We start from the raw sequence: 12,531 nt of genomic DNA, 5'->3' as shown, positions 1-12,531 counted from the left end.
GGCTCACTCACCTACTCCCACGGCAGGTTGGATACCGGAGTTCCACGGCGCGGGGGTCGAGGCCGGGCGGCGAGCAGCGTCCGACACGCGGATCAGCAGTGCGACGGTGATCCAGGAGGACACCATCGACGAGCCGCCCGCGGCCAGGAAAGGGGCCGTCAGGCCGGTCAGTGGAATGATGCGCGTGATGCCGCCGAGCACCACGAACAGCTGAATGGCCAGCGAGAAGCTCAGGCCGGTCGCCAGGAGCTTGCCGAAGCCGTCGCGCACAGTCAGCGCCGCGCGCAGGCCTCGCTGGATGAGGATCAGGTACAGGACCAGGATGGCGGCCATGCCGGTCAGACCCAGTTCCTCCGCGAAGGAGGACAGGATGAAGTCGGAGTTCGCCAGCGGCACGAGCTGCGGGTATCCGCGACCCCAACCGGTGCCCATGAGGCCGCCCGAGGCCTGGCCGAACAAACCCTGAACGAGCTGGTACGAACCTCGTTCGTACACCTCGGGATCCAGGGCGTTGAGCCAGATGTTGAAGCGCGTCTGCACGTGGCTGAAAGACTTCACCGCGATCGCGACGGCCGGCACGAAGAGCGTGAAACCGATGACCAGCCACGACACGCGGTTCGTCGCCACGTACAGCATCGCGACGAACAGGCCGAAGAAGAGGAGCGAGGTACCCAGGTCGCGCTGCAGGACGAGGATCGCGATGCCGATCAGCCACACGACCATGATCGGGCCGAGGTCGCGGGCGCGCGGCAGGCGCATGCCCAGGAACTTGCGGCCGCCGATCGCCAGGTTGTCGCGGTTCGTCACGAGGTATCCGGCGAAGAAAATCGCCAGCGTGATCTTCACGAGCTCACCGGGCTGGACGGAGATGGGACCCAGGTGGATCCAGACGCGCGCACCGAAGGTCTCCTGGCCCAGGCCGGGAATCATCGGCAGGAGCAGGAGGAACAGCGACAGCGCGCCGAAGGTGTAGGTGTAGCGGCGCAGCATGCGGTGGTCGCGCAGCATGATCAAGATGATGGCCGCGATAACGATCGCGATGCCCACGAAGAGCGCTTGGCGGAAGCCCACCACGGCCTCGTCCCTGCGTGCGTACGACAGGTCGAGGCGGTAGATCATTGCCAGTCCCAGGCCCGTCAGCGCGACGGCGACCGGCAGAATCACCGGGTCCGCGTAGGGGGCCAGGAAGTGCACACCGACCTCGGCAATGATGGCGATCGCGACGAGCACGCCGACCTGCGTGAGAAGGTTCGCGGGGATCTCCCCCGTGTAGTTCAGCGAGGTCAGCACGTAGCCGGCGATGCCGACGGCCAGAGCCAGGCCCATGAGGGTCAGCTCCAGGAATCGGCGAGGCCGGGCGGGCGCGATCGATACGGTAGCCATTAGGAGGCGCCCCCGCTCTGTGCCCCGGACTGGGCCTCACCGGACTGCGGCGCGCCCGACTGGGGCGTCGGCGACGAGGGGGTGTCGGGATGGACGACCGAGCGGCGCAGGCCCTCGATGTAGGAGTCGATATCGGCGCGCGAGGAGCGCAGCACCGGGGTGTCGAGGCGCTGGCGGTCCACGGGCGCGAGGTCGGACAGCGCGACGTTGGTGACCTCCACGGCGTGGGAGAGCTGCCACGGGCCGATCGACTGGGGGATGCCCTGGTAGATGACGACGTAGCCGTCCTGGCCGATCGCGTAGTACTGGGTCTGCGTCCACTTCCACGACATCCACGACGCGGCGACCACGAGGACCGTCACGAGTGAGACGAACACGGGGGTCCACCACGAGGAGCGGGGCTTGAGCTCGGCGGGGGCTTCGGCCTCGTCGCTGGGGGTGCCCGAAGCCGAGGAGCCCAGGGCAGCAGCGCGCGCGGCCGCTCCGTCTCCGCCGCGCGACTTGGCGTTGCGGTCGATGGCCGCAGCACCCACGATCTGCGGGGGAGCGGGCGGGAACGTGCCGGCGGGGACAATGTCCGCGATCACGCACGTGATGTTGTCGGGGCCGCCGCCTAGGAGGGCCAGGCGGATGAGCTCTTCGGCGCACTCGCCCGGATCCTTGAAATCGGCCATGACCTGGCCGATTGTCTCGGGGGAGACGACGCCGGACAGGCCGTCGGAGCACAGCATCCAGCGGTCGCCGACGACGGCCTCGCGGATCGTCTCGTCGGGGGCCACGTCGGCCTGCGCGTCGCCGAGGATCTTCAGGACGACGTTGCGGTTGGGGTGGTGCTCGGCTTCCTCGGGAGTGATCTGGCCGGTGTCGACCAGGTACTGCACGAAGGAGTGGTCGGTCGTGACCTGTGTGAGCGTGTCGCCGCGCAGCACGTAGGCGCGAGAGTCGCCGATGTGGACCATCGCGAGGCGGTTGCCGGAGCGCATGATCGCGATGCAGGTGGTGCCCAGGCCCTCGAGGTCGCGGTCGCGGCTCGAGCGGTCGGTGAGCTCCTCGTGCGCGTCGAGGAGGGCCTCGCGCAGGAGGGGGAGCATCGAATCTGCCGGGTGCGAGTCCGTGTCGAGGGGGACGAGGTGCGCGAGTGCCACCGAGGAGGCGATGTCGCCGCCTGCGGGACCGCCCATGCCGTCGGCGAGGACCAGCAGGTTCGCGCCGGCGTAGCCGGAGTCCTGGTTGTTGGAACGTACGAGGCCCACGTCGGAGCGGGCAGCGTAGTGGAATTGAACCGCGTTTCCTGACATATCAACCCACCAATTCGAGAGTCGTCTGGCCGATGCGGATGACGTCACCGATCTTGAGCTGGCGCGGGGCGTTGAGGCGCTCGTCGTCGATGAAGGTGCCGTTACGGCTGGAGAGGTCTTCGATCCACCAGCCGTCGGACTGGGGGGTGAGTGCCGCGTGGCGGCTGGACGCGTACTCGTCTTCGAGCACGAGGGTGCACGCGGGGGAGCGGCCGATGACGATGGGGGCCTCGCCGAGGGGCAGTATGGTGCCGACGAGTGGGCCTCCGGTCACCAGGAGATCCTTGGGAGCCAGGGGGTTCGTGGAGGTGCGCTTCTTGTTGTCCTTGCGCTTCTCACGGGAGGCTTTGTGGCGTGAGGTGGCCTTGTCGCGTCCCTTGCCGCGCGGGGTCACGACGGTGCCGAAGATGTCGCGTCGCAGCGTGTTGACGGCCGCGAGCACGAGGAGCCAGAGCAGCACCAGGAACCCGATGCGGAAAACGGTAAATGCGAGGTCTGTGGTCACTTCATTAAACTCCGCTCTGGTCTGGGTGCGTCCAGAAGAGGATCTTGGTGCGTCCGATGACGATCTGGTTGCCGTCGAGCAGGGTCGCTGCGTCGATGCGGTGGCCCTCAACGAAGGAGCCGTTGGTGGAGCCCAGATCAGTCGCGATCACGCCGGTGGGAGTGATGCGCAGTTCGAGGTGGCGGCGTGAGACGCCCGAGTCGTTGACGACAATGTCGGCTTCGGAGCCGCGTCCGATGACGGTGACGGGCTCGGTGAGGAGCCACTTTTCGCCGTCGACGTCGATGATCGGGTGCTCGGGGGACGCGGACGAGGCCGTGGCGGGGGCTGCGGGTCCCCGGCGGTTTTCAGCGTCGACCTTCAGGGTGCCGCTGGGCTCGGAGGCGTCGGCGATGAACTCGATCGTGATGGGGCCGAGGAGGGAGTAGCTGTTCGCTGCGGCGTGTTCGGTGGCCTGCTGGGCGAACTCGTCGGCGAGGACGTCGAGGGACGCCTCGAGGGAGGTGAGGTCGGTGCGCGAGGCGTAGACCGAGAAGTGGTTCGCGGCAATGATGCGCGAGGCGGAGACTTCCTGGACGGATTCGTCCATGGCGCGGCGGATCGCCGTGGTGATGTCCACGGGCTTGATCCCCGACCGGAACACGCGCGAGAAGGCGCCGTTGACGCCTCTCTCGACGGCGCTCTCGAAGCGGTCGAAGATACTCATAGTCGTGCTCTCCTCATTCCCCCGCGCTGTGCGCGCGACGTACGGTGTGGGTGGAAGCGAGGCCGCTCCCAGTCACAGTTTAGCCGCCGCGCGAAGCGGTGTGGCCCCATCTGCCGGGATGTTCCCGATGAGCAAAGGCCTGCGCGCTCGCATCGAAGGTCCGTCATGGCAGGGAATACCTTGCCATGATGCGCCTGTGACATTTGGTGCACATGTTACACGTGTGACAATAGTTGTGTCCGAGCAAACAGAGTGTGGACAGGGCGTGTCGCATTTCTGTTGCTGGTGACGGCGTAGGAGCCGTTGAAAACGATGTGGGTGTGCCCGCCATCTGGCGGGCGCACCCACGTACGTCTTGAGCTGAGGGAGGCGGTCAGGCGGCGTGGTTCGCGCGCCCCGGCCCGGGCCTCGTGAAACTCAGAAGTCCCAGTCCTCATCCTCGGTGTCCACGACCTCGCCCATCACGTAGGACGAGCCGGAACCCGAGAAGAAGTCGTGGTTCTCGTCCGCGTTGGGGCTCAGGGCCGCCAGGATCGCGGGGTTCACGTCGGTCGCATCGGCCGGGAACAGGGCCTCGTAACCCAGGTTCATGAGCGCCTTGTTCGCGTTGTAACGCAGGAACTTCTTGACGTCCTCGGTCAGGCCCAGCGGATCGTACAGGTCCTCCGTGTACTGCTCCTCGTTCTCGTAGAGCTCGTACAGTAGCGAGTACGTGTAGTCGCGCAGGTCGTCCTGGCGCTCCTGGCTCGACTCATTCACGGCCAGCTGGTACTTGTAGCCGATGTAGTAGCCGTGGACGGCCTCGTCGCGGATGATGAGGCGGATCAGGTCGGCCGTGTTGGTGAGCTTGGCGTGCGAGCTCCAGTACATGGGCGCGTAGAAGCCCGAGTAGAACAGGAAGGACTCGAGCATCGTCGAGGCGACCTTGCGCTTCTCCGGGTCGTTGCCGTCGTAGTAGGACTTGACGATCTCGGCCTTCTTCTGCAGGGCCTCGTTCTCGTTCGACCAGCGGAAGGACTCGTTGATTTCCTCCGTGGACAGCAGGGTGGAGAAGATCGACGAGTAGGACTTGGCGTGCACCGACTCCATGAACGCGATGTTCGTGTAGACGGCCTCCTCGTGCGGGGTGCGCGCGTCCGGGATCAGCGACACCGCGCCAACCGTGCCCTGGAGCGTGTCCAGCAGGGTCAGGCCCGTGAACACGCGGTTCGTCATGAGCTGCTCATCCTTGGTGAGGGTCTTCCAGCTCGGCAGGTCGTTGGAGAGCGGAATCTTCTCAGGCAGCCAGAAGTTGCCCGTCAGGCGATCCCAGACCTCAAGGTCCTTGTCGTCTTGGATCTTGTTCCAGTTGATGGCCTCGAACACGGGCTCGGTTGCCATGGGGGCTCCTCTATGTGCGGTGTCGGACGGACGAGGCCGGGGCGGCCTCGCGTATAGGGTCCAGGATAGTGGGTGCGAGGCCCGCGACGAGGCTGGTGACCCGTGTTTCGTGGACGAGGTCACCTCGGTTGGTCGGATCTTTCTTCGTCGAGGTCGATGGGGTCTCCGTTCTCGTCCAGCATTCCTGCTCCCCCAAGAGTGAAGAGCAGACTAACAAGTGGTTTGACGAGAGTTCTGCTCTTTCCCAACGCCTGAGGGGAGGTGGACATGCGTCTCCATAGCGAGGCGCTTGATGAGTCCGTGTAGGTCTGTGCGTACCACGAGTACAGGCCAAAAGGCCCGATGAGAATCAGTCCCACAATCGCAATCATGGTGTGTGCTCAGAAGTGAACTGTGACGTGCTGCGTTTCATGGACGGGGTCAGCTTGATGAGGGGGTCACGGCTGTGATCTGTGTGTTCCCCGTTGGAACAGGGGGCGTGTACTTGTGGTTGTATTCGTCGTTGTAACGTTGGATCTCGCGCATGACGTCCGCGACCGCGTCGTCCGTGCACATGAAGTCCTCCGTCGCGGCGGCGAGGCCCAAGTAGATGCCGTTCAGGATCCACGCCATGTGTCTGCGTGTTGAGTTCAGCGCCGTGACGTGTTTGCTCAGGGTTGCATCGTGTTCACTGCCAGTGTCGGACGTGCTGAGGGCTGGCGTATTCGTGAGTTCCAGGCAGGCGTTGCTGAGCTTCGCAATGATCGAATTAACTTCCTCGTAATTCCATTCGAGAACGCGGTAAGTCATGGCAGGCTCCTCTCGGGTGACAGGGTGAAGAAATACGTGATGAGCGCCCACAGTTGCGTGTTGTAGATGGGGTGGATGGGGATGTGAGGTCCGGTGCTGGGCGCGAAAAGCGGAGCCTCGACCCTGTAGGCGGCGGCTGGTGTGATGAAGGTGGAGAGGGTGGAGGTCGGAACAAAGGAGCCCTTCTTCGTGCGCTCTTCCCGGATCCAGGTCGTGTATGCCCAGCGTTGGGCCACGAGAGCCTGCGCGAAGGCGGAATCTGAGGGGCCGTAGGAGGAATAGTTCTCGAGAAGCTGGGCCGTCTGTTGGGTCGTGCCCTGCTGTGCGGCGTACACGATGGCCGTCGGCAGGATGGGAGGTCCATCGAAGACGGCGGGGTTAGGCGTGAGTGGAGATACCGCCGCCGCGACATGGGGGATTTCCTCGTTATCGATCTGATAAATGTGGGTCTCAGTGTCGCCGTTGGGGGTGGTGGCGGTGCGGGCGACGACGCAGGGGCCCGGCTGCATCCAGATGAGAGCCTGGCGGCACTGGGAAGCATCCGGAGACGTGGTGGCGATGACCAATCGCGAGCGAGCCGTGCGCATGAGAGCCGCGAGACGTGCCGCGTCGTCGGTGAGTCCCTCGGAGGTAGCGAAGCTTAAGGTGACATCACCCGGAATGATGATGTGAGGACGGTCAGGCATTGCGCACCTCCAGGCTCATGATGATCGCGAGAACGTCATCGTTCAGGTCGCCGAAAGCGGGTGTCGTCATCGTCGCAGTCGCCGTGAGGAGGAAGTCATTCCCGCCGTCAGAATGAATCCACGCCCACTGGCAGGCGGTGATGGGAACACTGCCCTGAATGTAGATACCCGTGCGCAGGTGTGACGATTCGGGTCGCGCCGGCCACTCGCAATCCTCCAGCATGCGGAAGCCAGGAACCTGATCGGACATGGACCGTGCCGAGTCGGCGAGCGCCTGTGCGGGCGTCGTGCTCGCGGGTATGGGGGATGCGAGCACGAGGAGGGTGGGCGTGAAATCGTAGTCGGCATCGATGGGGCCGACGGCGAGGGCGATGACGCCCCCTTCGGGAGACGTTGAATCCTGTTCCGTATTGTCGGCCGTTGTTTGATCCTGTGTGTCGCCGGTGCTCCCGAATGCCTGGTTGAGGATCGAGGAGATCTCCTCCTTCGGGCACGACGACCAGCGGGGAGGCAACAGCCAATAGGTCGACAGACTCATGGTGTCCTCCATCCCTGATCGTTGTCAGCGGACTCCTCGTCGTCCTCCGAAAGCTCGAACTGCGGGAGGGGATCACCGTTCTCGTCCAGCATTCCGTGGCGCTTCATGTACTGGTACCGAGCGTCGGCCCATCGGGGAACGGATAAGGGGAAGAAATGATAGATGGCAGCGATAAGAAAACAGAGTATACCGACGGCTGTGAGGATCCCCGTCATGACGTAATGGAAACCCAATTTATAGCTGGTGTTTCCGAGGCTACAGATGAAGAAACCAAGGCCAACAAGTGGGCGTGTTGTTGCTTGGCTTCTCGCGCTGCTGCTCATCCGCGAGGTAATGATACGGGAGTTGCTAGAGAACGTGGTATCGAGATAGGTCTCCATGTACCAGGCGCCAATAATCATGAGCCCGAAAATTGCGCCAAAGACTTCCCAGAAAATCATGACTGTGAACCTCCAGTGTTGATGAGTGAGTGCATACCGTTGTTGACAATATTCCCTACCGTTTGTCCGAGTTTGCTTCCGCCAAGTCCACCAATAATGCCGCCGATAACGCCTCCCGCCAGAATGCCGACGGGGCCGCCGACAGCACCGATCGCTGCGCCGAGTTGTGCTCCGTAGGTGGCTCCGAAGTACGCGCCTGTAGCGCTGGCTGCGCCCGTCACTCCGGCTCTTGCGATCTTTTCGCCCTGTCCCATCTCCGGGTGGTGGTAGGAGTCCGACTGGTAGCTGTCGTAGGCGCTGACGACTCCGTCGAGGACCGCGCAGGCGCGGCCCGCGAGCTTGCCGCCCGTTCGCAAAACGTCGGCGGTCTTGATCGCTCGACTGCCGCCCTTGACGGCGTCCACCCCCGGGACCTTCCAGTTCTTGAGGTTCCCTCGCTCGGTGATCTGCTTCCAGGGGGACGCGTCCTTGATTCCGGCCGGCGCCTGGTACTTGGCACCCTTCGCCTGTAAGTAGACCGACTCGATCCCGTCTGCGAGGGTATTGTGCATGGTGTCTGCCCATCCGGGCAAGCGAGCTCTCGCATTCAACCCCGTGGGGAATCCGTATGTTTCGACGAATTTGTTGAACACGGGGAGGAGCGTCGACTCCCAGAGGGCGGGGTCGATGCCTGCGAGGGCATCGCCGAACAGTTTTTCCGCGTAGGCGAACTTCCTCTGGTTGATCTCGCAGCGCGAGCGCAGCGATGCAAAGAAGGCGCCAAGGCCGCCCGGGATGTTCGCCGGGTGGCTGATGGTCACCTGTGTACCGTCTTGTGAAACCGTCAATCCTGCGCCACTGGCGTCGGTGATGATGGCCTCAAACTCTGTCCTGATGGGCTTCACGGCGCCCCCGTAGTCCTCCAGGGCGGATTGTAGTGAGCGAAAACATGATAGCGCGTGCTCGGCTGCGGAGATGACATTCGTCAGGTGCTCGACGACGGTCTCCACCAGCCTGGCTCTCTGATGTTCGACCATCCCTCGGGCGGCCGTCGCGTCGCCAATGGCCTCGTCGAGTGCCGCGATCGGTTTATCGCACTGATCCTTCAGCGACAGGATCGCGTCCACCTTAACCGGAAAGTCCCACGTAAAGGACTCGGCGAATTCTACGGTTCCCGCCGATGTGGGAACCGTTGAGGTAGCTGGAAGGGGGGGGCATTGCTTCACTCCGTTGGAACAATCGGGCGGCGCGCATGCTGTGCGTCACTTAATGGTCAGCGTACTCCGGTTGTTCAACAATCCGCAGCGCGATTTGGCTCTACAGCGCAGTGTTTTGTCGTAGTCGCAGGTCAGAGATGATGTGCTCAGGACACGTTCTGAGATTCACCCGTGTGTCGTGGACGAGGTCACCTCGGGCGTGTGCGGGGCGGTATCGTATGCGCCATGACGACGCCCACCTTCGCCGACGTTGACGAGGCCCTCGCCCGGTACGACTACCGCGTGGTCCTGTCTATCCTCGAATCCCTGAAGGTCATGGGTGAAGACGCCTGTTACCGTCGCGACGTCCAGGCCGCGGCCTACGCCGACCGCCTCGGCCGGCATGCGCCTGCACCCCCAATCCCGCGAGATTGCCCGCGAGCTGCCCCTGTGCCTCGTCGACCTGGGACGCCGTCGAGATGGAGCCGGCCCTCGCCGAGGCCTACGGGCGGATGCTCAAGCGCGTGACCTTCGCCCTCGACAAAGCCTGGATTTTCGCCATTTTCGCGGGCTTCGGCTGCGGAATCGGCTACGTCGCGACCTTGCGAATCATGACGGATGAGCTCGCGCTCCTCTTCTTCCTCCTGTACGCCGTCATGTCGCTCAGCGGCTACCTCATGACGTTCGCGCAGATCGCGTGCTTCAATCGCGTCCTCCCGCGAGGCGTGCGCCTGACCTTCAGGATCCTGCGCAAGTGCTTCCCGGACCGGGGAGCTCCGTCATGGACTTCATACGCATGATCGTGCTGGCGGGGCTCATCCTCTTCGGACTGATGGCGCTCACCCGCTGATCCCTGTCGCCGCGCAGTTTCAGTGATTATGGCGAAAAATGCTCATATCCTGACCAGTGAAAAAGTGTCCAACTGGGCAGCTTGTAGTTGCTTTGTAAGGCGCGAAAAGTTAACGGACAACGCTATTGTGAGGGTGTGACCTATCAGCCGTTGCAATTCGATGCCGCGCCCCGGCCCTACCGCCTGGGGAATGACCAGCTGCGCCGCTACAACCGCGTGCGCGCCGGCCAGCGAACGCAGGGCCGCGTCAACATCGCCATCGACGTCGTCACCATCCTCCTGATCGTCTCCGTCAGCGCCATCGGCGCCATCGTCGAACTCTCCTCCATGCCCGAACCGGTCAGCGAAAAGCTCGCCGGCCTCGCCCTGAGCCTCATTCTCGGAGGAGGACTCATCCTCCTTGCGCTCCTCGCCGCACTCCTCATCGCGGCCCGCCGCTGGCACCGCGAATGGGACGGCAACGAAGACCTCGTCATCTTCTCCGAGTCCCACGCAGCCCTGCACGCCGCCCGGCAAGACGGCGCCGTCATGACCGCCTGCGCGCGCATGAAGCTCGCCTGGTTCATCGGATTCCTCGCCGTCGGTGGCATCGCCGTCGCCACCGAATCCGCTCTCCTCGCCGCCCTCGCCTCCCTGCCCCTTGCCATGGGGCTCCTCAACTCCTGGCGCTCCTGCCAAGCACTGCGCCGCATCAACGGACGCACCCTCTGACACGCATCGGGCCCGCACGCCCACGCGCACGGACCCGATCACTGCGCCCCGGCCTCGTCGGCGCGGGACGATAGACGAAACGTCAGCCCTTCGAAAGCTTTTCTCGCACGGCTCCCGCGCCGAACGTCAGCGCGGTCAGGCCCGCTTCCAGAGCGCCCAGGGCCAGCCCCTGCCTCGTGTGGGCAAAACGAGCGCCCTGCGCACGGCGACCCTCACCGCGGCGGAACAGCCAACGCTCCACGCCGACCGTGATCATCGCCGACCCCAGCGCCGCGCCCGCGAGAACCGCCAGCTCCGCCGGATCCGCCTCAGTGATGCCCTCGAGCGGATCCTCACCCGCGACGGGGGACGACTTCGAGCAATCCACGTCCTCGTCATCGTAGGGCGGAAGTTCCGAGGGCTCCGGCAGCTGCGCCACCATCGACCAGCCGAGTACCCCCAGGAGACCCGCCTTCACGAGGCCGCGCAACGGGCGTGAGCGCACGTAATCGGGCAGGGCGTACCACGCGACGGTCGCACCCACGCCCGCCGCGAACCCCGCGACCCGAGTCGGGTCCACCGAGCCAGCGCACGGACAAGAACAGCTAGCTGAGGTGGCCATGGCCAGTCCTTTCAATCGGGAGCGCGCGGATCAATCCGCGAGCAGGTCAAGCAGGTGAGAGACGACCTTTCCGCCCGAATAGGCGGATCCGTCGTGCTGGTACTCATTCGTGATGTAGTGGCGAGCGCCGATCAGCTCACCCGTCTCCACGGACAGCTCGCGCGGCACGAACATGTCGTCGTAATACACGGCCGCAGCCACCGGCACCGTGTTCTCGGCCAGCACATCCGGCAGGTACACGGGCGCCGCCTCCGTCGTCGACGCGAGGATCTCTGCGACGCCCTTCAGCGGCGTCAAGCCCGGATCCTCGTCGAACACGCGGCGCATGAAGTGCTCGCCCGTCAGGTAGAACGGCTCACTCTCATCCAAGGGGTTCGCGTCCTTCGCGAAGCCCGGGATCTCCTCGGCCAGGCGATCCGCCGCCCAGCCGGTCGCCGTGCCCACCAGGTCCGGCGTCGCACACGCGTAGATGTACTCCTGGAACACGCCGTAAATCGGCGCAACGTCCACCTGCGAGCCGATCGCCGCCAGGAACTGCGACGAGAGCTTGCGCTGGCCTCGAACCGACGTCCACGGTCCCTCCAGCAGGTAGTGCAGCTGATCCGTGTTGCCCTGGCCGCCCAGCATCATGCCGATCATGCGCAGGCGCGCGGGGGAGAGGCGCTCGCCCGTCGGCAGCGTCTCTTCTGTGTCCGCCAGGTGCGCGCACAGTTCGCGCACCGTGCGCTCATCGCTCGGGTGGCGCTGGAAGTACGCGCGGTTGCGGGCCGCCGTGCGCTCATACGTCAGGCGGTAGATGTCGTCCACATGGACGAGGCCGGGCAGACCTCCCGTGATCAGGCTGGCCTTCAGGCCCTGGGGAGCCAGCGACAGGTACGAGGTCGTGATGAAGCCGCCGAACGACTGGCCGAGCGTCGTCCACGGGTCATCCCCGCACAGCTCGCGGCGAAGCGCCTCCGCGTCGTACACGATCTGATCCTGGCGGAAGTGGCGCAGGTACGCAGCCTTTTCCTCGTCCGTGTCCAAGTGGGAGAGCGCCTGTGCGTCCATGCGGGTCGACTGGCCCGTGCCTCGCTGATCTAGGAGCACCACGCGGTAATCCTGCAGGAGACGATTCATCCACCCGCCGGTAAACGTGCCGAAACGCGGACTCGGGTAGCCCGGTCCCCCCTGGAGGAACACCGCGTAGGGCGCGTCCTCGCGGCCCTTGCGCACGACCTCGCGCGCGAAAACCTGAATCGTCGGGTTGTCCTCGCCAGTGGGGCGCAGGTGATCAAGGGGAACGTCCAGGCGGTGTTCGTAAACGGTGTGACCGTGGTGCAGGTACGACTCTGTGTGCATGGACACAATGGTAGCGGTTTTGTGGCGGCGCCGTTGTGGCCGTGGCTGTTCTAGGTGCTGTTTGGTCCGGCTGTGGGGCCGGGCTGCTTGGTGTGCCCGTGGGCGGCTGCCCGCCCGCGAGATCGCCA

Annotated in this window: 14 protein-coding genes; 2 read left to right on the top strand and 12 right to left on the bottom strand. The window is 64.6% G+C overall.

Features of this window, described 5'->3' with window-relative positions; translation table 11 throughout:
• Positions 1–3: 3 nt before the first annotated feature.
• The 10 genes from FOC40_RS00655 to FOC40_RS00610 form a co-directional block, all read right to left on the bottom strand.
• Positions 4–1,383 (bottom strand): FtsW/RodA/SpoVE family cell cycle protein, encoded by a 1,380-nt coding sequence (locus FOC40_RS00655; protein ID WP_003796971.1) that lies wholly within the window; start codon positions 1,381–1,383, stop codon positions 4–6.
• Positions 1,383–2,681, bottom strand: a complete 1,299-nt coding sequence (locus tag FOC40_RS00650; RefSeq protein ID WP_003796969.1) for a PP2C family protein-serine/threonine phosphatase — start codon at positions 2,679–2,681, stop codon at positions 1,383–1,385. The genes FOC40_RS00655 and FOC40_RS00650 overlap by 1 nt, the downstream gene beginning before the upstream one ends.
• Position 2,682: 1 nt before the next feature.
• Positions 2,683–3,186 (bottom strand): FHA domain-containing protein FhaB/FipA, encoded by a 504-nt coding sequence (locus FOC40_RS00645; RefSeq protein ID WP_003796968.1) that lies wholly within the window; start codon positions 3,184–3,186, stop codon positions 2,683–2,685.
• Positions 3,187–3,190: 4 nt separating this feature from the next.
• Complete coding sequence (locus FOC40_RS00640; RefSeq protein WP_003796966.1) at positions 3,191–3,892, bottom strand: FhaA domain-containing protein; 702 nt, start codon at positions 3,890–3,892, stop codon at positions 3,191–3,193.
• Positions 3,893–4,309: 417 nt separating this feature from the next.
• Entirely contained in the window at positions 4,310–5,272 is a 963-nt protein-coding gene (gene nrdF / locus FOC40_RS00635) for a class 1b ribonucleoside-diphosphate reductase subunit beta (protein ID WP_003796962.1), read from the bottom strand.
• A 420-nt stretch (positions 5,273–5,692) separates the two neighbouring features.
• Positions 5,693–6,061: a hypothetical protein gene (locus FOC40_RS00630; protein WP_003796958.1), complete on the bottom strand. Its 369-nt coding sequence runs from the start codon at positions 6,059–6,061 to the stop codon at positions 5,693–5,695.
• Positions 6,058–6,747 carry a hypothetical protein gene (locus FOC40_RS00625; RefSeq protein WP_003796956.1) on the bottom strand — a complete coding sequence of 230 codons (690 nt, stop codon included), beginning with the start codon at positions 6,745–6,747 and terminating at the stop codon, positions 6,058–6,060. The genes FOC40_RS00630 and FOC40_RS00625 overlap by 4 nt, the downstream gene beginning before the upstream one ends.
• On the bottom strand, positions 6,740–7,285 hold the full coding sequence (locus FOC40_RS00620) for a hypothetical protein (protein WP_039929892.1): 546 nt from the start codon (positions 7,283–7,285) through the stop codon (positions 6,740–6,742). Before FOC40_RS00620 ends, FOC40_RS00625 begins: the two co-directional genes overlap by 8 nt.
• Entirely contained in the window at positions 7,282–7,725 is a 444-nt protein-coding gene (locus FOC40_RS00615; protein WP_003796952.1) for a hypothetical protein, read from the bottom strand. Before FOC40_RS00615 ends, FOC40_RS00620 begins: the two co-directional genes overlap by 4 nt.
• Positions 7,722–8,831: a hypothetical protein gene (locus FOC40_RS00610; RefSeq protein ID WP_231126028.1), complete on the bottom strand. Its 1,110-nt coding sequence runs from the start codon at positions 8,829–8,831 to the stop codon at positions 7,722–7,724. Before FOC40_RS00610 ends, FOC40_RS00615 begins: the two co-directional genes overlap by 4 nt.
• A 500-nt stretch (positions 8,832–9,331) precedes the next feature.
• Here FOC40_RS00610 and FOC40_RS00605 point away from each other — a divergent pair, with 500 nt between their 5' ends.
• Together FOC40_RS00605 and FOC40_RS00600 are read left to right on the top strand one after the other, a co-directional pair.
• On the top strand, positions 9,332–9,700 hold the full coding sequence (locus FOC40_RS00605; protein WP_231126027.1) for an ABC transporter permease: 369 nt from the start codon (positions 9,332–9,334) through the stop codon (positions 9,698–9,700).
• Positions 9,701–9,885: 185 nt separating this feature from the next.
• Positions 9,886–10,461, top strand: a complete 576-nt coding sequence (locus FOC40_RS00600) for a hypothetical protein (RefSeq protein WP_003796943.1) — start codon at positions 9,886–9,888, stop codon at positions 10,459–10,461.
• 82 nt (positions 10,462–10,543) lie between these two features.
• On the opposite strand, the gene FOC40_RS00595 is transcribed toward FOC40_RS00600, so the two are convergent.
• Positions 10,544–11,062: a hypothetical protein gene (locus tag FOC40_RS00595; protein ID WP_039929838.1), complete on the bottom strand. Its 519-nt coding sequence runs from the start codon at positions 11,060–11,062 to the stop codon at positions 10,544–10,546.
• A 30-nt stretch (positions 11,063–11,092) separates the two neighbouring features.
• A complete protein-coding gene (locus tag FOC40_RS00590) occupies positions 11,093–12,403 on the bottom strand; it encodes an alpha/beta fold hydrolase (RefSeq protein ID WP_003796940.1) in 1,311 nt (436 codons plus the stop codon).
• Positions 12,404–12,531 lie beyond the last annotated feature (128 nt).

This window comes from Schaalia odontolytica (assembly GCF_009730335.1).
Taxonomy (GTDB): Bacteria; Actinomycetota; Actinomycetes; order Actinomycetales; family Actinomycetaceae; genus Pauljensenia; species Pauljensenia dentiphila.
The sequence above is the reverse complement of the archived record's forward strand: the minus strand, read 5'-3'. Positions and strand labels throughout refer to the sequence as shown.